Here is a 22453-nt window from a genome sequence, read left to right as displayed (position 1 = left end):
GGAGACTGGAGCAATGCTCCGCGTGCTCACGGCCGGCGAATCGCACGGCCCCGAACTCGTCGCCGTCATGGAGGGCCTGCCTGCGGGCGTCCCGATCTCGCGCGCCGCGATCCAGGCGGATCTCGCGCGCCGCAAGCTCGGCTACGGCCGCGGCTCGCGCATGAAGTTCGAAGAGGACGAACTGACCATCTCGTCCGGCGTGCGCCACGGCTACAGCCTCGGCAGCCCCATCGCGCTGCGCATCGGCAACACCGAATGGCCCAAATGGGTCGAGGTGATGAGCCCCGAGCCGGTCGAGCTCACCGACAAGTCGCGCGGCCGTGGTGCCGCGCTGACGCGTCCCCGCCCCGGTCACGCCGACCTCGTCGGGATGCAGAAGTACGGCTTCGATGAGGCCCGCCCGATCCTCGAGCGCGCGAGCGCACGTGAGACCGCAGCACGCGTCGCGCTCGGCACGCTGGCCCGCGCGTTCCTCGGCGAGCTCGGCATCCGCCTGGTCAGTCACACGCTCTCGATCGGTCCCGTGCAGGTTCCCGCGGGCGCGGCTCTCCCCACTCCTGACGACGTCGACGCGCTCGACGCGGATCCGCTGCGCTGCTTCGATCCAGCCACCAGCGCCGCGATGGTCGAAGAGGTGGATGCCGCCAAGAAGGACGGCGACACCCTCGGCGGCATCGTCGAAGTGCTCGCGTACGGGCTGCCGCCCGGGCTCGGCTCGCACGTGCAATGGGATCGGCGCCTGGACGCCAAGCTCGCACAGGCGCTCATGAGCATCCAGGCGATCAAGGGCGTCGAGGTCGGCGACGGCTTCGAGACCACTCGTCGCCGAGGCTCGGCCGCGCACGACGAGCTGTTCGCCGCGCAGGACGGCATCACCCGCTCCAGCGACAAGGCAGGCGGCACCGAGGGCGGCATGTCCACCGGCACCGTGCTGCGCGTGCGCGCCGGCATGAAGCCGATCGCGACGGTGCCTCGCGCGCTGCACACCGTCGACGTCGCCACCGGCGACGCGGCGCAGGCGCACCACCAACGCTCGGACGTGTGCGCGGTGCCCGCCGCGGGCGTCGTCGCCGAGGCCATGGTCGCCGTCGTGCTCGCCGACGTCGTGCTGGAGAAGTTCGGCGGCGACAGCGTCGCAGAGACCCGCCGCAACCTCGACGCCTACCTTGCGGCGATCCCGGCATCGCTGCGCACCGCGGGCGAGAGCGACAGCGCTCTGACGGGCGACGCCGCTGTCAGCCATGACCTCGCGCTCTGACGCCGTCGTGCTGATCGGTCCGATGGGGGCCGGCAAGACCAGCATCGGCAAGAAGGCCGCCCGCGCCCTCGGCGTGCCGTTCTTCGACACCGACGCGGCGGTCGTCCGCGACCACGGCCCGATCGAGGAGCTCTTCGCCGCACACGGCGAGGCGCACTTCCGCGCCCTCGAGCGCGCCGCGGTGCAGGAGGGGCTGGCGTCGGGCGGCATCGTCTCGCTCGGCGGCGGCGCCGTGCTGCACGCCGAGACGCGCGCGGATCTCGGGCACCATCGCGTGGTGCTGCTGACCGTCGCGCCTCGCGTCGTCGCCGGCCGCGTGCGCGACTCGAATCGGCCGCTCCTGCAGGGCGATGACGCGATCGAACGGTGGACGGCGATCTTCGAGGAGCGCCGCCCCGTGTACGAGGAGCTCGCCGATGTGACCTTCGACACATCCAGCGGCCCCATCCAGGACATCGTCGACGCGCTGGTCGCGTGGGTGCGCGACGAGAACGACCCCGAGGAGACGAAGTGACGGATGCCACCACCATCACCGTGAGCGGCGATGCGAGCTACGACATCACCGTGGGCCGCGGCATCCTCTCGTCCCTCGGCGACACGCTGCCCCCCGCAGCGCGCAAGGTGCTCGTGATCCACCCGCCGACGCTCGCCGAGCAGGCGGAGCGACTGCGCGCGCAGCTCGTCGGCGACCGCGAGGTGCTGCTGGCGGAGATCCCTGACGCCGAAGCGGGCAAGCGCATCGAGGTCGCCGCGTTCTGCTGGCAGGTCATGGGCAAGGCGGACTTCACGCGCACCGACGCCGTCGTCGGCTTCGGCGGGGGAGCCGTGACCGACCTCGCGGGCTTCGTCGCGGCCACGTGGCTGCGCGGCGTCGAGGTCGTGCAGGTGCCCACCACCGTGCTCGGCATGGTCGATGCGGCGGTGGGCGGCAAGACCGGCGTCAACACCGCGGAGGGCAAGAACCTCGTGGGCGCGTTCTGGGCGCCGCGCGCCGTGCTGTGCGACCTCGACCTGCTGGACTCGCTGTCGCGCAACGAGCGCGTCGCCGGCTACGCCGAGGTGGTCAAGGCAGGGTTCATCTGGGCGCCCGCGATCCTCGACCTCGTCGAGGCGGACCCCGAGAACGCCGTCGATCCGCAGAGCGCCGCCTTCCGCCGCACGATCGAGCTCGCCATCGAGATGAAGGCCCGCGTCGTCGGCGAGGATCTGCGCGAGGCCGGGCTGCGCGAGATCCTCAACTACGGGCACACGCTGGGCCACGCGATCGAGCACGCCGAACGCTACCGCTGGCGCCACGGCGCGGCGATCTCGGTGGGCATGGTGTTCGCCGCCGAGCTGTCGCGCCTGGCCGGCCGCCTTCCGGATGCCGCCGCCCAGCGTCACCGCGACATCCTGGAGTCGCTCGGCCTGCCGACGAGCTACCGTCCGGGCGCGTGGTCGCAGCTGCTGTCGACCATGCAGCGCGACAAGAAGAGCCGCGGCGGCATGCTGCGCTTCATCGTGCTGGACGACATCGCGAAGCCCACGGTGCTGCAGGCGCCCGACGAGTCGCTGCTGTTCGCGGCCTATCAGGAGGTCGCAGGGTGACCATCGCCGCGGTGCGCCGCATACGGGCCGACGAATGGCCGCGGGTGCGCGCGCTGCGCCTGGAGTCGACGAGCGACCCGGATGCCGCCATCGCGTTCCTCGAGACTCCCGAGCAGGTCGCCGCCCGCACCGACGAGTTCTGGCGGGACCGCACCGTCCGCGCCGCCGAGAGCGACGTCGCGGCGCAGTTTGTGGCCGAGTCGGCGGACGCGTGGGTGGGCAGCATGTCGGTGCTGATCCGCGCCACCGGCCAGACAGACCACGTCGGGCGCTTCGTCGACGATCGTCGCGCCGACGTCGTCGGCGTCTACGTCAACCCGGCACACCGAGGCTCGGGCGCCGTCGACGCCCTGTTCGACGCGGCCGCCGCGTGGGCGGCATCCCAGGGTCTCAACCGGCTGACGCTCGACGTGCACGCCGACAACCACCGCGCGCAGGCCGCCTACCGCCGCAACGGCTTCGCGCCGACGGGCGTGAGCTTCACCGGGCCCATCGGCCCCGAGATCGAGATGGCCCGGGATCTGTAGGGTGGCCCTGTGACCACGCCCCGCCGCCTGCTGCTCGTCAACGGACCCAACCTCAACCTGCTGGGCACGCGCGAGCCCGACGTCTACGGGACGCAGACGCTCGCCGATGTCGAGCAGGTGACGGTGGATGCCGCCGCCCGGCGTGGCTTCGAGGTCCGGGCTGTGCAGAGCAACCACGAGGGCGTCCTGCTGGACGCGATCCACGCGGCGCGTGAGGACTGCGCCGGGATCGTGATCAACCCCGGCGGTCTCACCCACACGTCCGTCGTGCTGCGCGATGCGCTGTCGGGCGTCGGCCTTCCCGTGGCCGAGGTGCACATCTCGGACGTGACCGCGCGCGAGGAGTTCCGCCACCACTCGTATGTCGCCGACGTCGCCGTCGTGCACGTCATCGGCGAGGGGGTCGCGGGCTACGCCACCGCGGCGGCACGGCTGATCGACATCCTGACCGGCCAGGCCGAGGGGTAGCGCCGCAGGCCGGACGCCGCAACCCCCGTCCGCCGGTATCGCTCGGCGCCGGCATCCGATAGACAGAAGGCACGCCGGATCGCACCCGCGTCCGGCGCTCTCAGTCCGATCGGGGGGTCTGGATGTACTACAGCAGCGGCAACTACGAGGCGTTCGCGCGACCGCGCAAGCCCGAAGGCGTCGACGACAAGTCGGCGTGGTTCGTGGGCGCGGGGCTCGGCAACATGGCGTGCGCGATCTTCATGATCCGCGACGGGCGGATGTCGGGCGATCGCATCACGATCCTGGAGGAGCTGAAGTTGCCCGGCGGCGCGCTGGACGGCATCGAGTATCCGCACAAGGGCTTCGTGATCCGCGGCGGACGCGAGATGGAAGACCACATGGAGTGCCTGTGGGACCTCTTCCGCTCAGTCCCGTCGCTGGAGGTCGAGGACGCCAGCGTGCTCGACGAGTTCTACTGGCTGAACAAGGACGACCCCAACTACTCGCTGTGCCGCGTCACCGAGAAGCAGGGTCAGGACGCCCACACCGACAAGCTGTTCGGGCTCTCGGACAAGGCCCAGAAGGAGATCGTCTCGGTCATCCTCGCCACGCGCGAGCAGATGGAGCACAAGCGCATCGACGAGGTCTTCACCCGCGAGTTCCTGGGCAGCAACTTCTGGCTGTACTGGCGCACGATGTTCGCGTTCGAGGAGTGGCACTCGGCCCTGGAGATGAAGCTGTACCTGCACCGCTTCATGCACCACATCGGCGGCCTGCCCGACCTGTCGGCGCTCAAGTTCACGAAGTACAACCAGTACGAGTCGCTCGTGCTGCCGATGTACCGCTGGCTGCTCGACCAAGGGGTGACCTTCCGGTTCGAGCACACCGTGACCGATGTGCAGTTCGACTTCCAGGATGGCCGCACGCAGGCCACGCGCATCGACTGGGTGACCGGCGACGGCGCGGTGGGCGGGACCGACCTCGGGCCCGACGATCTGTGCCTCGTCACGATCGGATCGCTCACCGAGAACTCCGACGACGGCGACCACCACACACCGGCGGTGATCAAGGACGGCCCCGCCCCGGCCTGGGACCTGTGGAAGCGGATCGCGGCGAAGTCCGACGACTTCGGCCGGCCCGAGGTGTTCTGCGGCGACATCGACAAGACGAAGTGGGAATCGGCCACCGTCACGACCGTGGACGAGCGCATCCCGGCGTACATCGAGAAGATCGCCCAGCGCGACCCGTTCAGCGGCAAGGTCGTCACCGGCGGGATCGTGACGGCACGCGACTCGTCGTGGCTCATGAGCTGGACGGTCAACCGGCAGCCGCACTTCAAGGCGCAGAAGCCGAACGAGATCGTCGTGTGGGTCTACGGGCTGTTCGTCGAGACGCCCGGCGACTTCGTCAAGAAGCCGATGCAGGACTGCACCGGCGAGGAGATCACGCAGGAGTGGCTGTACCACCTGGGTGTGCCCGTCGACGAGATCCCCGAGCTCGCGGCGACCGGCGCCAAATGCGTGCCGGTGATGATGCCGTACGTGACGGCGTTCTTCATGCCGCGCACCGCGGGGGACCGCCCGCAGGTGGTGCCCGAGGGCAGCGTGAACTTCGCGTTCATCGGTCAGTTCGCCGAGACCACGCGCGACTGCATCTTCACGACGGAGTACTCGGTGCGCACGGCGATGGAGGCCGCGTATCAGCTTCTCGGCATCGACCGCGGCGTTCCCGAGGTCTTCAACTCGACCTACGACATCCGCTACCTGCTGAAGGCGACGACCCGCCTGCGGGACGGCGCCGCCGTCGACCTTCCCGGGCCGAACTTCCTCAAGGGCCGGCTGCTCGACAGGCTCGACAACTCGCAGATGGGCCTGCTGCTCACCGACTTCGGGCTCATCCCGGAGCACGCCGGCACGGTCGCGCGCGAGCGGTCCGACGACGCCGTGGAGTGACGCGATGAAGGGATGCCGCGGCCGCGCTCGGGGCGCGGGCCGCGGCATCCCGTAGAATGACCTGTCGGCATCGTGACGCCCCGCGTCGCCTGCCCCGAAAGACTTCCCCTGACGAACGGACAGATTCACCCCATGGCTTCCACCGCAGACATCAAGAACGGCGTCGTCCTCAGCATCGACGGGCAGCTGTGGAGTGTCGTCGAGTTCCAGCACGTCAAGCCCGGCAAGGGCGGCGCGTTCGTCCGCACGAAGCTCAAGAACGTCGTGTCGGGCAAGGTCGTCGACCGTACGTACAACGCCGGCGCCAAGATCGAGATCGAGAACGTCGACCGCCGCGACTTCACGTACCTGTACAACGACGGCGAGAACTTCGTCTTCATGGACGTGGCGGACTACGACCAGCTCAACGTCGGCGCCGCCACCGTCGGTGACGCAGCCCACTTCCTGCTCGAGAACCAGCAGGTGCAGATCGCGCTCAACAACGGCAACCCGCTCTACATCGAGCTGCCGGCATCCGTCATCCTCGAGATCACGTACACCGAGCCCGGCCTGCAGGGCGACCGCTCGTCGGCCGGCACCAAGCCCGCCACGCTCGAGACCGGCTACGAGATCCAGGTGCCGCTGTTCCTCGAGACCGGCACCAAGGTCAAGGTCGACACCCGCACGGGCGAGTACCTCGGCCGCGAGAAGTAAGGCGTGAGCGCCCGCTCGAAGGCGCGCAAGCGCGCGCTCGACATCCTGTTCCAGGCCGACGTCCGCGGCGACGAGCCTGCGACGATCCTCGCCGCCGAGGCGAAGCGCGCCGCGGGCGAGCCCGCACGCCAGGCCTCGTGGCTGTACGCCCGCGACATCGTCGACGGCGTGATCGACAACCGCGACGCGATCGACGAGCAGATCACCACGTTCTCGAAGGACTGGACGCTCGCCCGCATGCCCGCGGTGGACCGCGCCGTGCTGCGCATCGGCGTGTGGGAGATCATGTTCAACGACGAGGTGCCGACGGCCGTCGCCATCGACGAGGCCGTGGAGCTCGCGAAGGAGTTCTCGACCGACGAGTCCGGCGCGTTCGTGCACGGCGTGCTCGCGGGGATCGCCCGCGCGTCCTGAGATCGCGGGGTCAGCCCGCTGCGGCGGGCTGACCGTCGCCGACCGTCTCGGCCGCGTCGTGCACCGAGCGGCCCGGCTCGGTCGGCGCCTCCGTCGCGCCGATCGCGGCGCTCCGGCGTCCTCGCAGGATCAGCCATCCGCCCAGGCCCGCCCCGGCGAGCACGGCCGCGATGCCGAGCGGCAGCAGCCACGGCGAGACCTCCGACAGCGTCGAGGTCACCAGCGGCGCCACGAGCGGCGTCCAGGGACCGGCACCGCCGGCGAGCAGCCAGTCGTGCAGCACGCCGAAGAGCGGGATCGCGAGAAGCGCCGCCGCTCCGCCGACGACCAGCCAGCCGGCGAAGGCCCGCAACGGCCGACGCGCGAGCACGATGCCGACGACTCCGGCGACCGCGCCCGCGAGCAGGCCCCAGCGATCGATGATCGTCGTCCAGTGATACTTCGTCCGCCAGGCCTCCATGCTCGCGGCGTCGGCGATCGGCACGGCGAACTGGCCGGAGATGCCGATCAGCTGACCCGCCTCGGGCGGGAGCGCGATGCCGAAGCCGGTCAGCACGGGCCCGAGCTCGATCACGAGGGCCCGGGTCGGAGCGCTGGACTCGAACTGCGACAGCGCATCGTCGCGCATCGTGACGAGGGCGACCGTGATCGCATCCGCGGCTGCCGGCGGAATCCGCCCTCCGGCGAGGACGGCCCGAAGCTGCTGCTGGACCGGAACGATCACCTCGGCGGCTCCGCTGACGGCGACGCCCTGATCGAGCAGCCAGTCGACGCCGCCCGAGACCTGGCTGCGCACCGCCGGGTCGTCGTACACGGTGATGGCGTTGCGCACGGTGCTGCCGTCGTCATGCAGCACCGCCAGCAGCAGGTGCGCCTGCAGCCAGGCCGTCAGCAGGGCGACGGACGTGACGATGAGCCAGCGGCTGAGCCGCGGCATGCTGAAGTTCGTGATCAGCCCCAGGAATCCCCTCACGCATGCCGTGAGGCTCTGACGGCGCCCCGAGATACACGCCGGTCGCCACACGGGCGCGCGTGTCGGCGGGACTTGCCAGGATGGATGCTGTGACCCCGCCGACCAACGAACCGCCGCCGTTCGTCGACCCGGCGCATATCCGGCGGTTCACCGACAGCGGCACGTACGAGCGCGGGGTGGCGTACTTCGCCGACGGCGCCGTCCAGCGGCTGACCTGGGACCCGGTCGCGTCGGTGCTCGACGCCTCCGTCGCCGGCAGCGGTCTGCGCGCGTACCGCAGTCGCGTCCGTCTCGATACGCAACGCGCCGATCGCCCGATTGCGGCGACGTCGTGCACGTGCCCGGTGCAGTTCGACTGCAAGCACACCGTCGCGACGCTGCTGGCGGGCAACCGGCAGGCGCAGGCGGCGCCGACGCCCTCCGCCGAGACGTCTTGGCGCACCCTCTTCGCGCCGACGCCGAGCGGGTCGAACGCGCACACGCCGCTCGCGCTGGGCGTCGAGCTGCGCCAGCGCGTCCGCCGCGGCACCTCCACGTGGGCGCCCGCCCGCATCGAGACCGCGACCCCGCGCGGCCTGCACCAGTTCGGCGACGATGTGCTCGTCGGGCTGCGGCCGCTGCAGCGGTCCGGCCGATCGGCGGCGTGGATCAAGGGCGGGGTGTCGTGGGACACGCTGCGCCGGCCGAACACGGTGTACGAGCCTGCGCAGGCGCGGTGGTTCGCCGAACTGCACAGCATCGGACGCGACGTCCGCTCGTTCGGGGCGTTCTCCGACGTGTCGGAGTGGCTCACCCTGGACGACATCGAGTCGAGTCTGCTGTGGCCGCACCTGGCCGCGGCCTCGGACCGCGGCATCCCGATCGTCCCGACCCGCCGCGGCACGACGGTGGAACTCGCCGGCGACGCGAGCGTCGCTCTCGAGGCCCGTCGCACCGCACGCGGTCTGGATGTCACGCCCGTCGTCGAGATCGACGGGGAGCGAGTGGATGCCGCCACCCTGCGCCCGGTGGGCCGCACCGGCCTGTACCGGTTCTCGGTGGAGCGCGATCAGATCGCGCTGATCCTCGCCGAGGTCCCTCTTCCCGACCCGGTGCCTGCACTGCTCGCGGCGCGAGAGGTCGTCACGGTGCCCGACGCGGACTCGGCGGAGTTCGTGCGCGACCATCTGCCGCGCCTTGCCCGGCGGATCGCGGTCGCGGCGCCCGGCATCGATCTTCCGCCGCCGGCTCGGCCCCGCCTGGCGGTGCTCGTGCGCTTCGAGCCTGCGCATCGCATCGTGTTCACGCTGGCGTGGCGGTACGGCGACGGCGGACTGCTCGGGCTCGGCACCGCCGGCGAGGACCGCGATGAGGCGGCCGAGCTCGCGATCCGCTCGCGCGTCGAGGGCCTGTGGCGCGACCGCTCGCCGGTCGACTTCGCGGCATCGGGCACCCTGATCGGGCTGGAGGCCGCGGAGTTCGCGTCGGTGCTGCTTCCCGTGCTGGAGGCCGACCCGGACGTCGACGTCGAGATCACGGGCGAGCGGCCGCGCTACCGCGAGCTGGCGGGCGATCCGCGCATCGAGATCAGCACGGTCGAGACGACCGATGCGGACTGGTTCGATCTGGGGGTCGTGGTGTCCATCGACGGCCGCACGATCCCGTTCGGGACGCTGTTCACCGCCCTCTCGCGCGGACGCAAGAAGATCCTGCTGAGCGACGGCGCCTACTTCTCGCTGTCGCACCCGTCGCTGCAGCGCCTGCGCGACCTCATCGACGAGGCGGGCGACCTCGACGAGTGGGAGGCGGGGCCGCGGATCAGCAGATACCAGACCGCTCTCTGGGCCGACTTCGAGGACCTGGCCGATGAGGCGCTGCCGGCGGTGTCGTGGCGCGCGACGGTCGACGCGCTGCGGGAGGTCGAGTCGGTTCCGGCGACGCCGGTTCCCGCAGGACTGCAGGTCGAGCTTCGGCCGTACCAGCGTGAGGGCTTCGACTGGCTCTCGTTCCTGTGGCAGCACCGGCTGGGCGGGATCCTCGCCGACGACATGGGCCTCGGCAAGACGCTGCAGCTGCTCGCGCTCGTCGCGCACGCGAAGGAGAACGGCGAGGCGCGACCGTTCCTCGTGGTGGCGCCGACCTCGGTGCTCTCGACGTGGCGCGGCGAAGCCGCCCGGTTCACACCCGGCCTGCGGGTCGAGGTGATCGACGCCACGCGCGCGAAGCGCGGGGCGTCGGTCGCGGAGGCAGCGGCATCCGCCGACATCGTCGTGACCTCGTACACGCTGCTGCGACTCGACGAGCGCGAGTTCGGCTCGGTCGAGTGGGCGGGGCTCGTGCTCGACGAGGCGCAATTCGTCAAGAACAGCCAGACGAAGGTCTATCGCGCGGCCCGGGACCTGCCCGCGGACGTGGTGTTCGCGATCACGGGGACCCCGATGGAGAACAGCCTCACCGAGCTGTGGGCGCTGCTGTCACTCGCCGCTCCTGGGCTGTTCGCGTCGGCGCGCCGGTTCCGCGAGGAGTACGTGGGACCGATCGAGAAGGGCAAGGTGCCCGAGAACCAGGAGGGCGGCCAGTACCGCGCCGGACGGCTGGCCCGGCTGCGTCGGCGGATCCGCCCGCTCGTGCTGCGCCGCACCAAGCAGCTGGTCGCGGCCGACCTGCCGCCCAAGCAGGAGCAGGAGGTGCGCATCGAGCTCGGCGCCGCGCACCGCGCCCTGTACGACACCGTGCTGCAACGCGAACGGCAGAAGGTGCTCGGGCTGCTCGATGACCTCGACCGCAACCGCTTCATCGTGTTCCGCTCGCTCACGCTGCTGCGCATGCTGGCCCTCGCGCCCGAGCTCGTCGATCCCGCGCATGCCCACATCGCGCCCAGCAAGCTGGGGGCGCTGTTCGAGCAGCTCGACGAAGTGCTCGCCGAGGGCCACCGCGCGCTCGTGTTCAGCCAGTTCACGTCGTTCCTGGGCCTCGCCGCCGCGCAGCTGGAGGCGCGAGGCATCCCGTACGCGTACCTCGACGGTTCGACGCGAGACCGCGATGCCGCGATCGCCGCGTTCCGCGGGGGAGAGGCGCCGGTCTTCCTCATCAGCCTGAAGGCCGGCGGCTTCGGGCTGACGCTGACGGAGGCGGACTATGTGTTCCTGCTCGACCCGTGGTGGAACCCCGCAGCGGAGGCGCAAGCCGTCGACCGCGCGCACCGCATCGGGCAGGAGCGCAAGGTGATGGTCTACCGCCTGATCGCCAACGGCACGATCGAAGAGAAGGTCATGGCGCTGCAGCAGCGCAAGGCGCGGCTGTTCCGCGCGGTGCTGGACGATGACGCCCTGTTCGGCAAGGCGCTCACCGCCGACGACATCCGGGGGCTGTTCGAGGACTGAGCCGTTGGCTTTTGCACGGCCGGGCGCCCCGCTCTCACCGACGGCCTCGCCTAGAATCGACGGGTTCCACCGATCGTCTGCAGGAAAGAGGAGGGCCTCCCATGCGTGTCACGGGCCTCGGCCACGCCGGAATGTTCATCGAGACGGCGGGCGGCAGCATCCTCTGCGACCCGGTGATCGGCCCGACGTTCTTCGGATCGTGGTTCCCGTTCCCTGACAACCGCGGCCTCGACTGGGAGCGGTTCGGCAACGCCGACTTCCTCTACATCTCGCACCGCCACCGCGACCACTTCGACCCGGCGCTCATGGAGCGGGTCGTGCCGAAGAGCATCAAGGTGCTGCTGCCCGAGTACCCGACGGACGACCTGGAGCAGGATCTCCGCGCGCTCGGCTACGACAACATCGTCTACACCCAGGCCGGCGTGCCGCTCGAGTTCGGGCCCCTCAAGCTCATGGTGACGCCGCTGCGCGCGCCCAGCGACGGCCCGATCGGCGACTCGTCGCTGTCGGTCGACGACGGCACCGCCAGCATCCTGAACCAGAACGACTCGCACCCGCTGGATCTTGAGAAGCTCATGTCGTTCTCGAAGCCGGACGCGTACTTCACGCAGGTGTCGGGTGCGATCTGGTGGCCCATGGTCTACGACCTGCCGCAGGACGCCAAGCAGAACTTCGCGAAGCTCAAGCGCGATGCGCAGAACAAGCGAGCGATGTACTACATCGAGAAGGTCGACGCCGAGCACGTCTTCCCGATGGCGGGCCCGCCGATGTTCCTGCGCGAGGAGCTGTTCCGCTACAACGGCCAGGGACTCGACGGCGACGCGATCTTCACCGACCAGCGAGAGTTCCTCGCGCACATGCGCGAGCAGCGCCCCGACCAGAAGGGGTACGAGTTCGTCCCCGGTACGGTCGTCGACATCGTCGGCAGCGAGGTCTCGATCACGCAGACGCTGTACACGGACGCCGAGATCGACCGCATCTTCGACGACAAGTGGACCTACCTCGCCGAGCAGCGCGACAGCCGTCAGGACGAGATCCGCGCCGAGGAGGCGTCCCGTGCTCCCATGCTGCCGCCGGAGCAGATGCTGGCCGCGATCCGCGAGTGGTGGGAGCCGCTGCTGCGCCGCGCCCGCACGATCCGCAACGGCGTCGGCGGCAACGTGCGCTTCCGGATCGGCGACCTCGACATGGTCGTGGACTTCCCCAAGGCCAAGGTGCGCGAGTACGACGGGGAGGAGTGCATCTACTGGTACACGATCCCCGCCGACCTCGTCTCGACGAACATCCGCGACCACGAGATCGACTGGTCGAACTCCATCTTCCTGTCGATGCAGTTCGAGGTCGGCCGCAGCGGCAAGTTCAACGAGTTCCTCACGACCTTCCTGAAGTGCCTGTCACGCGACCGCATCGAGTATGTGGAGAACTGGTACTCGGAGCAGACCGACCAGACCGAGGACGCACAGCTGGGCGAATGGACCGTTCAGCGCCGGTGCCCACACCTGCGCGCCGATCTCACCAAGACCGGCAAGATCGAGGATGGCGTCCTGACGTGCTCGCTGCACGACTGGAAGTGGGATCTCGCGTCCGGCCGATGCCTCACCAGCCAGGGGCATCCGATCCGGGCGTCCCAGGTCGAGCACAAACGAGAGTCGGCCGCACCCGCCGCCTGACACCACGACTTGTAGGACTTGCACAAGGAAACGCCCGCGCACGCGGGCGTTTCGTTGTATGGCGGCGCCGAATGTGGCCGGGGGAGTATCACCGTGCTCGGGATCGCGTCCTGATCACCGTGCCCGCCAGACGGGCGATCAGAACTCGAAGGAGCCCGTCATGACCACCGTTCCCGTCCGCGGCGCCGCCGGCGTCGTCACCACCCCCGCTCGCCGCACCACGCCGCTGCGTGCGGCCCTCGCCGCCGCAGTCCGTGCGGAGGCCGCCGTCAAGGCGTTCCTCGAGCGCTGGAGCATCCCTGCACTGCGCGTCTCGCTCGGCCTCGTCTTCCTGGTGTTCGGCGCGCTGAAGTTCCTTCCCGGCGTGAGCCCCATCGAAGCGCTCGTGGTGCGCACGTGGGACGCCCTGTCGTTCGGCATCGTCACCGGCTACCCGGCGATGGCCCTCACCGCGGCGATGGAGTCCGTCGTCGGCATCCTGCTCGTGATCGGCGTGTTCCAGCGGTTCGCGCTGGCCCTGCTGGCGGTGACGTTCGTCGGCATCCTGTCACCGCTGGTGTTCTTCACGGCCGACCTGTTCACGCCCGCGCCGACGCTCACCGCGCAGTACATCCTGAAGGACGTCGTCCTGGTGGCCGCGGCGCTGGTCGTGGCATCCCGCGCCCTCCGCTCGGCACCGCGCCCACGGTGACTCTGAGCACGGAACCGGGGCGGATCGTGACGATCCGCCCCGGTTCGCGTTTCTGGGCCGGCGGCCCCGTGGCGTAGACTGGTCGGCGATCACAGCAACCTTTAACACCGTCCCGTGAGGCGGAGAAGGGAGCGGCGGATGAGCACGCGCATCGTGCTGCACGAGGCCGACATCGCCCGGGCCCTGACTCGGATCTCGCACGAGATCCTCGAGTCCAACAAGGGACCCGATGGCCTGGTTCTGCTCGGCATCCCCACTCGCGGCGTCACGCTCGCGAATCGCATCGGCGCGCTCGTCGAGCAGTTCGGCGGCACTGCGGTGCCGATCGGGGCGCTCGACGTCACGATGTACCGCGACGACCTGCACCGCAACCCGACGCGTGCGCCGCAGCGCACCCACATCCCCGACGGCGGCATCGACGGCAAGGTCGTGGTGCTCGTCGACGACGTGCTCTTCTCGGGTCGCAGCATCCGCGCGGCGCTCGACGCCCTGCAGGACATCGGCCGCCCCGCCGCCGTGCGTCTCGCGACGCTCGTCGACCGTGGGCACCGCGAGCTCCCGATCCGTCCCGACTTCGTGGGCAAGAACCTGCCGAGCTCCCGCGAAGAGCGCGTGAACGTGCTGCTCCACGAGAACGACGGCGAAGAGTCCGTCACGATCGAGGGGCGGTGAGGTCCGGATCATGAGGCACCTGCTCGACACCCAGACGCTCGCGCGCGAGGACGCGCTGCGCATCCTCGACGTGGCCGAAGACATGGCCGACACCCAGCGTCGCGAGATCAAGAAGCTCCCGACGCTGCGCGGCAAGACCGTCGTGAACCTCTTCTTCGAGGATTCCACGCGCACGCGCATCTCGTTCGAGGCCGCGGCCAAGCGGCTGTCGGCCGACGTCATCAACTTCTCGGCAAAGGGCTCCAGCGTCTCGAAAGGCGAGTCCCTGCAGGACACGGCGCAGACGCTGCAGGCGATGGGGGCGGATGCCGTCGTCATCCGCCACGGCGCGTCCGGTGCTCCGCGCACGCTCGCCACGAGCGGCTGGATCAGCGCCGGAGTCGTCAACGCCGGGGACGGCACGCACGAGCACCCGACGCAGGCGCTGCTGGACGCGTTCACGATCCGCAAGCGCCGCTTCGGCGACGACAGCCGAGGCCGCGACCTCGCCGGGGTGAAGGTCACCATCGTGGGCGACGTCCTGCACTCGCGCGTGGCGCGCTCGAACGTGTGGCTGCTGACCGCCCTCGGCGCCGAGGTCACGCTCGTCGCACCGCCGACGCTCGTCCCACAGGACGTGACGGGGTGGCCCGTCGAGGTGCTCTACGACCTCGACGACGCGATCGCCGCCGGCCCCGACGCGCTCATGATGCTGCGCATTCAGCTGGAGCGCATGAACGCCGCCTATTTCCCCACCGAACGGGAGTATTCGCGCCGATGGGGGCTCGACGCCCGCCGCCTGGACGCACTCGGTGTCGATAGCATTGTCATGCACCCCGGCCCGATGAACCGGGGTCTGGAGATCTCCGCAGAAGCCGCGGACTCGCCCCGTTCGACCGTGCTCGAGCAGGTGACCAACGGCGTCTCGGTGCGCATGGCCGCGCTCTACCTGCTGCTGGCGGGTGCGGACGCCCCCACGACCGAGACCACGGCCCCCGCCGGCACAGCGAAGGAGAACACCCGATGAGCGAGACCCTCCTCTTCCGCGGAGCGCTGGTCGAGGGCACCACGGCCGCCGACGTCATCGTCGACGGCGGTGTCATCGCCGAGATCGGTCCGGGCCTCAGCCGCGCCGGCGCGACCGTGGTCGACGCCGACGGCCTGGTGCTGCTGCCGGGTCTGGTCGACCTGCACACGCACCTGCGCGAGCCCGGGTACGAGGCATCCGAGACCATCCTCACCGGGTCGCGCGCAGCCGCCGCCGGAGGCTACAGCGCCGTCTTCGCGATGCCGAACACCTCGCCCGTCGCCGACACCGCCGGCGTGGTCGAGCAGGAGCTCGCCCTCGGCGAGGCCGCCGGATTCGTCACCGTGCAGCCGATCGGCGCCGTCACCGTCGGGCAGAAGGGCGAGCGCCTGGCCGAGCTCGGTGCGATGGCCGATTCGCGCGCCCGTGTGCGCGTCTTCAGCGACGACGGCTTCTGCGTGTGGGACCCGCTGATCATGCGCCGCGCCCTGGAGTACGTGAAGGCGTTCGACGGCGTCATCGCCCAGCACGCGCAGGACCCGCGTCTGACCGAGGGTGCCCAGATGAACGAGGGCGCCGTTTCGGCCGAGCTGGGCCTGGCCGGCTGGCCCGCGGTCGCCGAGGAGTCGATCATCGCGCGCGACGTGCTGCTCGCCGAGCACGTCGGCTCGCGCCTGCACGTGTGCCACCTCTCGACAGCGGGGTCGGTCGACATCATCCGGTGGGCGAAGAAGCGGGGCGTCAACGTCACCGCCGAGGTCACGCCTCACCACCTGCTGCTGACCGACGAGCTCGTGCGCGACTACGACGCACGCTTCAAGGTCAACCCGCCCCTGCGCCGCGAAGAGGACGTGCTCGCGGTGCGTGAGGGCCTCGCCGACGGCACGATCGACATCGTCGCGACCGACCACGCGCCGCACCCGGCCGAGGCGAAGGCGTGCGAGTGGCACGCGGCCGCCAACGGCATGGTGGGGCTGGAGAGCGCGCTGCGCGTCGTCCAGCAGGCCATGGTCGACACCGGCCTCATCACCTGGGGCGACGTCGCGCGCATCATGTCGCGCGAGCCAGCGCGCATCGGCCGGCTCGAAGGACACGGGACGCCGCTGACCGCAGGGCAGCCGGCATCCCTCGCCTTCTACGACCCGTCGCCGCGCCGGACGTTCACGACCGACGACCTTCGCGGCCGCAGTGTCAACTCGCCGTACCTCGGCCGCGAGCTGCCGGGCGACGTGCGCTGGACGCTGCACCGCGGCACCGTGACCGTCGCCGACGGCGCTCTGCTCGACGCTCCGGGAGTGCGGGCATGACCCGCGAGGGCGCCCTGGCGATCATGATCGCCGTCGCCGTCGGTCTGCTCGCGGCGCTCGTGTGGGCGTGGTGGCGACGAACGCGGCGCGACGCGGCGTTCTCCGCGCCGGTCGGCGAGATCCCGGGCGGCGCGCACCAGCTCGCGGAGTTCGCGGCGCTGTACGTCGCCACGACGCGGCACGGCGACCCGCTCGAGCGGCTCGCGATCGCCGGTCTCGGGTTCCGCTCCCGATCGGACGTCACCGTGACCGACGCCGGCGTCGCGCTCGACCTCACCGGCCAGCCCCGCGTGTTCCTCGCCGCGGACCGCATCGCCGACGTCGGTCAGTCGACCGTCGCGATCGACCGCGTCGTCGAGCCCGACGGGCTCGTGCGCCTCGCGTGGCGCCTCGACGACGGCACCGTCGTCGACTCCTACCTTCGCCCACAGGATGCCTCGGCCCGCGCCCTCGCGGACGCCGTGGCCGGCATCCTTCCCCCGAACCAGACGGGAACGAACGCATGACCTCCCTGTTCCAGACCGCCCCCGCCGTCCTCGTGCTCGAGGACGGCACCCGCCACGTCGGCCGCTCCTACGGCGCCCAGGGCACGACGCTCGGCGAGGTCGTCTTCGCCACCGGCATGACGGGGTATCAAGAGACCCTCACCGACCCGTCGTACGCCGGTCAGATCGTGCTGCAGACCGCGCCGCACATCGGCAACACCGGCATGAACGACGAGGACCCGGAGTCGCGGCGCATCTGGGTCTCGGGGTACATCGTGCGCGACCCCTCCCGCGTGGTGTCCAACTGGCGCGCCGACGAGTCGCTCGACGACGCGCTCGTGAACGACGGGGTCATCGGAATCAGCGGCATCGACACGCGCGCCGTGACCCGTCACATCCGCTCCGCGGGCAGCATGCGCGGCGGCATCTTCTCGGGCGAGGCCGCCGCCCTCGACGCCGAAGAGCAGCTGCGCCTGGTGCGCGAGGCGCCCGAGATGGCCGGCCAGAACCTGTCAGCCGAGGTGTCGGTCGCCGCCGCCGAGGTCACCCCGGCCACCGGCGAGCGCATCGGCAACCTCGCCGTGCTCGACCTCGGCGTGAAGCAGGCGACCGTCGACAACCTCGCGGCCCGCGGCTTCGACGTGCACGTGCTCCCGCAGGATGTGACGATCGACGAGATCCGCGCGATCGACCCCGTCGCGGTGTTCTACTCCAACGGCCCCGGCGACCCGGCGGCCTCGGGAGACCATGTCGACCTGCTGCGCGGCGTGCTCGACGACGGGCTCCCGTTCTTCGGCATCTGCTTCGGCAACCAGCTGCTGGGCCGCGCGCTGGGCCTCGGCACCTACAAGCTGCCGTTCGGCCACCGCGGCATCAACCAGCCGGTCCTCGACAAGTCGACCGGTCGCGTGGAGATCACCGCCCACAACCACGGCTTCGCGGTCGACGCGCCCGTCGAGGGAGAGTTCGACAGCCCGAACGGCTACGGCCGCGTCGAGGTCAGCCACGTCGGCCTCAACGACCAGGTGGTCGAGGGCCTGCGCGCGCTCGACATCCCCGCCTTCTCCGTGCAGTACCACCCCGAGGCCGCCGCCGGCCCGCACGACGCCAACTACCTGTTCGACCGCTTCCGCGACCTCGTGGTCGCGAACCTCGAGAAGAAGGCCGCGAAGTAATGCCCAAGCGCGACGACATCAACTCCGTCCTCGTCATCGGATCCGGCCCGATCGTCATCGGCCAGGCCTGTGAGTTCGACTACTCCGGCACGCAGGCCTGCCGTGTGCTCCGCGAGGAGGGCGTGCGCGTCATCCTGGTGAACTCCAACCCGGCCACGATCATGACCGACCCGGACTTCGCCGACGCCACGTACATCGAGCCGATCAACTGGCGCGTGATCGAGACGATCATCGCCAAGGAGAAGCCCGACGCCATCCTGCCGACCCTCGGCGGCCAGACCGCGCTCAACGCGGCGATCGACCTGCACAAGCACGGCATCCTCGAGAAGTACGGCGTCGAGCTCATCGGTGCGGACTTCGAGGCGATCAACAAGGGCGAGGACCGCCAGATCTTCAAGCAGCTGGTACTCGACGCCGGCGCGGACGTCGCGGACTCCGTGATCTGCCACACGATGGACGAGCTGCTGGCCGGTGCCGAGAAGCTCGGGTACCCGCTGGTGGTCCGCCCCTCGTTCACGATGGGCGGCCTCGGCTCGGGCTTCGCGTACGACGAGGAGGATCTGCGCCGCATCGGCGGCGCCGGCCTGCACGACTCGCCCACCAACGAGGTGCTCCTGGAGGAGTCGATCCTCGGCTGGAAGGAGTACGAGCTCGAGCTCATGCGCGACACCGCCGACAACACGGTCGTCGTCTGCTCGATCGAGAACGTCGACCCCGTCGGCGTGCACACCGGCGACTCGATCACGGTCGCGCCGGCGCTGACCCTCACCGACCGCGAGTACCAGAAGCTGCGCGACATCGGCATCGACATCATCCGGGCCGTCGGCGTCGACACCGGCGGCTGCAACATCCAGTTCGCGGTGGACCCGAAGACCGGCCGCATCATCGTGATCGAGATGAACCCCCGCGTCTCGCGCTCGTCGGCGCTCGCGTCCAAGGCCACCGGCTTCCCGATCGCGAAGATCGCCGCGAAGCTCGCCATCGGCTACCGTCTCGACGAGATCCCGAACGACATCACGAAGGTGACGCCGGCGAGCTTCGAGCCGACGCTCGACTACGTCGTCGTGAAGGTGCCCCGCTTCAACTTCGAGAAGTTCCCCGCCGCCGACACGACGCTCACGACGACCATGAAGTCGGTGGGCGAGGCGATGGCGATCGGCCGCAACTACGCGACCGCGCTGCAGAAGGCGCTGCGATCGCTCGAGAAGCGGGGCTCCAGCTTCCACTGGGGCGACGAGGAGCGCTCGGCGGACGAGCTGCTCGAGATCGCGAAGACCCCGACCGACGGCCGCATCGTGGTGCTGCAGCAGGCGCTGCGCAAGGGCGCCACCGTCGAGCAGGCGTTCGCGGCGACCAAGATCGACCCGTGGTTCCTCGACCAGATCGTCCTCATCAACGAGGTGGCGGACTTCGTGGCGAAGGCGGAGGAGCTGGATGCCGCCACCCTGCGCGTCGCGAAGGAGCACGGCTTCAGCGACGCTCAGATCGCTCAGCTCCGCGGCGACACCGAGGCTCAGGTGCGCGGCCTCCGTCACGGACTCGGCGTGCGCCCGGTCTACAAGACGGTCGACACGTGCGCGGGGGAGTTCCCGGCGCTCACGCCGTACCACTACTCCAGCTATGACTTCGAGACCGAGGTCACGCCGTCCGAGCGCACCAAGGTCGTCATCATCGGCTCGGGTCCGAACCGCATCGGCCAGGGTGTCGAGTTCGACTACTCGTGCGTGCACGCGTCGTTCGCCCTCGCCGACGCCGGGTACGAGACCGTCATGGTCAACTGCAACCCCGAGACGGTCTCGACCGACTACGACACCTCCGACCGCCTGTACTTCGAGCCGCTGACGCTCGAGGACGTCCTCGAGGTGCTGCACGCCGAAGCGCAGTCCGGCACCATCCTCGGGGTCATCTGCCAGCTCGGCGGTCAGACGCCGCTGGGCCTGGCGAAGGGCATCGAAGACGCCGGCTACACGATCCTCGGAACGAAGCCGGCCGCGATCGACCTCGCCGAGGAGCGCGAGCTGTTCTCGCGCCTGCTCGATGACGCCGGCCTCGTGGCGCCCCGCAACGGCACCGCGATCGACGTCGAGGGCGCGGTCACGGTCGCGGAAGAGATCGGCTACCCCGTCCTCGTGCGCCCGAGCTTCGTGCTCGGCGGCCGCGGCATGGAGATCGTCTACTCGACCGAGGCGCTGCGCGACTACTTCGTGCGCATCGCCGATCAGGCCATCATCGGCCCGGGTCTGCCGCTCCTGGTCGACCGCTTCCTCGACGATGCGATCGAGATCGACGTGGACGCGCTGTTCGACGGCGAAGAGCTGTACATCGGCGGCGTCATGGAGCACCTCGAAGAGGCCGGCATCCACTCCGGCGACTCGTCGTGCACGCTCCCGCCGGTGAGCCTCGGCCGCACCGACATCGATCGCGTCCGCGAGGCGACGCGCGCCATCGCCGAGGGCGTCGGCGTGCGTGGACTGCTGAACGTCCAGTTCGCGATCTCGGCGGGGGTTCTCTACGTGATCGAGGCGAACCCGCGCGCGAGCCGCACGGTGCCCTTCGTGTCGAAGGCTCTCGGCATCCCGCTGGCGAAGGCCGCGTCGCGCATCATGGCCGGCGCCACCATCGCCGAGCTGAAGGCCGAGGCCCTGCTGCCCGAGCAGGACGGCTCCCGGGTGCCGCTGGACGCCCCCGTCGCCGTCAAGGAGGCCGTGCTGCCCTTCAAGCGGTTCCGCACCCGCGAGGGGCAGACCGTCGACTCCGTCCTCGGCCCCGAGATGCGCTCGACCGGCGAGGTCATGGGCATCGACCGCGACTTCCCGACCGCGTTCGCGAAGTCGCAGGAGGCCGCGTACGGGGGCATGCCGCAGTCGGGCACGGTGTTCATCTCGGTGGCCGACAGCGACAAGCGCGCCGTGATCCTCCCGGCCCACCGCCTGCAGGAGCTCGGCTTCGACCTCGTCGCGACCGAGGGCACCGCCGAGATCCTCGCCCGCAACGGCATCGACGTCCAGGTCGTGAGCAAGTACTCCGAGACCCAGGAGTCGGGTGCGACGAACATCGTCGACCTCATCAACGCGGGAGACATCGACATCGTCGTGAACACCCCGTCGGGCGGTGCCGCGCGCGCGGACGGCTACGAGATCCGCGCCGCCGCGGTCGCCGGCGACAAGGCGCTGTTCACCACCATGGCCGTCCTCGGCGCGGCGGTGAGCGCACTTCCGGTGCTGCGCGAGGGCTTCGGGGTGAGGAGCCTCCAGGAGTACGCGCTCGATCGGCAGGCACGCGCATGACCTCGTTCGGGCAGCGTGTCCGTGCGGCCTTCGGGTCGCACGGACAGCTGTGCGTCGGAATCGATCCGCACGCGCACCTGCTCGCCGAGTGGGGGATGGATGCCTCAGCCGCCGCCGCCCGCGAGTTCGGGCTGCGCGTGGTCGAGGCGGCCGCCGGCCGGGTGGGCGTCGTCAAGCCACAGGTGTCGTTCTTCGAGCGGTACGGATCGGCCGGGTTCGCAGCACTGGAGGACGTGCTGGCCGCTGCCCGCGACGCCGGACTGGTGATCATCGCCGACGCCAAGCGCGGCGACATCGGCTCGACGATGGACGCCTACGGCGAGGCGTGGCTCACGCCCGGATCGCCGCTGGAGGCCGATGCCATGACGGCCAGCCCGTACCTCGGCGTCGGGGCGCTGGAGGGCACGTTCGCTCTCGCCGAGCGCCACGGCAAGGGCGTCTTCGTGCTCGCCGCGACGAGCAACACCGACGCGCGGCCGCTGCAGGGCGCGCAGTCGTCCGGCGGCACGACCGTGGCGGCCGAGATCGTCCGCGAGGTGTCCGAACGCAACGCCCGCACGACCCCCGAGGGGGAGTGGGCGAGCCTCGGGTTCGTCATCGGCGGGACGGTGGACTGGCGGGATGCCGGCCTCCGGCCGTTCTCGCCGGTCGCCCCGATCCTCGGCCCGGGATTCGGTCATCAGGGTGCGGAGCCGGTGCATCTGCGCGAACGGTTCGGGGCGCTCTCGGATGCCGTCATCGCGTCGGAGAGCCGCAGCATCCTCTCGACCGGCCCCGACGGGATCGCCGCCCGGATCGCCGAGCGCGCTGCGCTGTACACCGCCGCGGTGACGGGGTAAACGCTGTCCTGCGTCGGACGGGAACGGGAAGAATTCCCGCGCCACGGAGTGGTTTCGGTGAGCCTGCCCCTCCGGTGATAGCGTCAGAGAATCGCAGCGAGAACA

19 protein-coding genes are annotated in these 22453 nt (G+C 70.4%); 18 read left to right on the top strand and 1 reads right to left on the bottom strand.

The window, feature by feature from the left end; genetic code table 11:
- Positions 1 to 13: 13 nt before the first annotated feature.
- The 8 genes from aroC to nusB all read left to right on the top strand — a co-directional run bounded on the left by aroC (position 14) and on the right by nusB (position 6881).
- Positions 14 to 1258, top strand: a complete 1245-nt coding sequence (gene aroC / locus IF188_RS04580) for a chorismate synthase (RefSeq protein WP_191170605.1) — start codon at positions 14 to 16, stop codon at positions 1256 to 1258.
- Positions 1242 to 1772: a shikimate kinase gene (locus IF188_RS04575; protein WP_191170604.1), complete on the top strand. Its 531-nt coding sequence runs from the start codon at positions 1242 to 1244 to the stop codon at positions 1770 to 1772. Before aroC ends, IF188_RS04575 begins: the two co-directional genes overlap by 17 nt.
- Positions 1769 to 2845, top strand: a complete 1077-nt coding sequence (gene aroB, locus IF188_RS04570) for a 3-dehydroquinate synthase (protein ID WP_191170603.1) — start codon at positions 1769 to 1771, stop codon at positions 2843 to 2845. Before IF188_RS04575 ends, aroB begins: the two co-directional genes overlap by 4 nt.
- Positions 2842 to 3372 carry a GNAT family N-acetyltransferase gene (locus IF188_RS04565; RefSeq protein ID WP_191170602.1) on the top strand — a complete coding sequence of 177 codons (531 nt, stop codon included), beginning with the start codon at positions 2842 to 2844 and terminating at the stop codon, positions 3370 to 3372. The genes aroB and IF188_RS04565 overlap by 4 nt, the downstream gene beginning before the upstream one ends.
- Positions 3373 to 3381: 9 nt before the next feature.
- Positions 3382 to 3840, top strand: a complete 459-nt coding sequence (aroQ, locus tag IF188_RS04560; RefSeq protein WP_191170601.1) for a type II 3-dehydroquinate dehydratase — start codon at positions 3382 to 3384, stop codon at positions 3838 to 3840.
- A 122-nt stretch (positions 3841 to 3962) separates the two neighbouring features.
- The gene (locus tag IF188_RS04555; RefSeq protein ID WP_191170600.1) at positions 3963 to 5774 is read left to right on the top strand and encodes an oleate hydratase; all 1812 of its coding nucleotides are present in this window, start codon (positions 3963 to 3965) and stop codon (positions 5772 to 5774) included.
- Between the two features lie 132 nt (positions 5775 to 5906).
- Entirely contained in the window at positions 5907 to 6467 is a 561-nt protein-coding gene (gene efp, locus IF188_RS04550) for an elongation factor P (RefSeq protein ID WP_191170599.1), read from the top strand.
- 3 nt (positions 6468 to 6470) lie between these two features.
- Positions 6471 to 6881 carry a transcription antitermination factor NusB gene (nusB, locus tag IF188_RS04545; RefSeq protein ID WP_191170598.1) on the top strand — a complete coding sequence of 137 codons (411 nt, stop codon included), beginning with the start codon at positions 6471 to 6473 and terminating at the stop codon, positions 6879 to 6881.
- A gap of 10 nt (positions 6882 to 6891) precedes the next feature.
- On the opposite strand, the gene IF188_RS04540 is transcribed toward nusB, so the two are convergent.
- Complete coding sequence (locus tag IF188_RS04540) at positions 6892 to 7854, bottom strand: hypothetical protein (protein WP_191170597.1); 963 nt, start codon at positions 7852 to 7854, stop codon at positions 6892 to 6894.
- A gap of 89 nt (positions 7855 to 7943) precedes the next feature.
- On the opposite strand from IF188_RS04540, the gene IF188_RS04535 reads away from it, so the two are divergent.
- The 10 genes from IF188_RS04535 to pyrF all read left to right on the top strand — a co-directional run bounded on the left by IF188_RS04535 (position 7944) and on the right by pyrF (position 22348).
- Positions 7944 to 11216, top strand: coding sequence for a DEAD/DEAH box helicase (locus IF188_RS04535; protein ID WP_318152777.1), 3273 nt, complete (start codon positions 7944 to 7946; stop codon positions 11214 to 11216).
- Positions 11217 to 11317: 101 nt separating this feature from the next.
- A complete protein-coding gene (locus IF188_RS04530) occupies positions 11318 to 12886 on the top strand; it encodes a Rieske 2Fe-2S domain-containing protein (protein WP_191170595.1) in 1569 nt (522 codons plus the stop codon).
- Positions 12887 to 13046: 160 nt separating this feature from the next.
- Entirely contained in the window at positions 13047 to 13577 is a 531-nt protein-coding gene (locus tag IF188_RS04525; protein ID WP_191170594.1) for a DoxX family protein, read from the top strand.
- Positions 13578 to 13715: 138 nt separating this feature from the next.
- Positions 13716 to 14249 (top strand): bifunctional pyr operon transcriptional regulator/uracil phosphoribosyltransferase PyrR, encoded by a 534-nt coding sequence (gene pyrR, locus IF188_RS04520; protein WP_191170593.1) that lies wholly within the window; start codon positions 13716 to 13718, stop codon positions 14247 to 14249.
- Positions 14250 to 14259: 10 nt separating this feature from the next.
- Complete coding sequence (locus IF188_RS04515; RefSeq protein ID WP_191170592.1) at positions 14260 to 15255, top strand: aspartate carbamoyltransferase catalytic subunit; 996 nt, start codon at positions 14260 to 14262, stop codon at positions 15253 to 15255.
- Complete coding sequence (locus IF188_RS04510; protein ID WP_191170591.1) at positions 15252 to 16562, top strand: dihydroorotase; 1311 nt, start codon at positions 15252 to 15254, stop codon at positions 16560 to 16562. Before IF188_RS04515 ends, IF188_RS04510 begins: the two co-directional genes overlap by 4 nt.
- Positions 16559 to 17068 (top strand): PH-like domain-containing protein, encoded by a 510-nt coding sequence (locus tag IF188_RS04505; protein ID WP_191170590.1) that lies wholly within the window; start codon positions 16559 to 16561, stop codon positions 17066 to 17068. The genes IF188_RS04510 and IF188_RS04505 overlap by 4 nt, the downstream gene beginning before the upstream one ends.
- Positions 17065 to 18222: a glutamine-hydrolyzing carbamoyl-phosphate synthase small subunit gene (gene carA / locus IF188_RS04500; protein ID WP_191170589.1), complete on the top strand. Its 1158-nt coding sequence runs from the start codon at positions 17065 to 17067 to the stop codon at positions 18220 to 18222. The genes IF188_RS04505 and carA overlap by 4 nt, the downstream gene beginning before the upstream one ends.
- Positions 18222 to 21509 (top strand): carbamoyl-phosphate synthase large subunit, encoded by a 3288-nt coding sequence (gene carB / locus IF188_RS04495; RefSeq protein WP_191170588.1) that lies wholly within the window; start codon positions 18222 to 18224, stop codon positions 21507 to 21509. The genes carA and carB overlap by 1 nt, the downstream gene beginning before the upstream one ends.
- Positions 21506 to 22348: an orotidine-5'-phosphate decarboxylase gene (gene pyrF, locus IF188_RS04490; RefSeq protein ID WP_191170587.1), complete on the top strand. Its 843-nt coding sequence runs from the start codon at positions 21506 to 21508 to the stop codon at positions 22346 to 22348. Before carB ends, pyrF begins: the two co-directional genes overlap by 4 nt.
- The last annotated feature ends 105 nt before the right edge of the window (positions 22349 to 22453 follow it).

It is taken from the genome of Microbacterium helvum, assembly GCF_014779795.1.
GTDB classification, from domain to species: domain Bacteria; phylum Actinomycetota; class Actinomycetes; order Actinomycetales; family Microbacteriaceae; genus Microbacterium; species Microbacterium helvum.
This window is presented reverse-complemented; position numbering and strand designations above follow the sequence as displayed.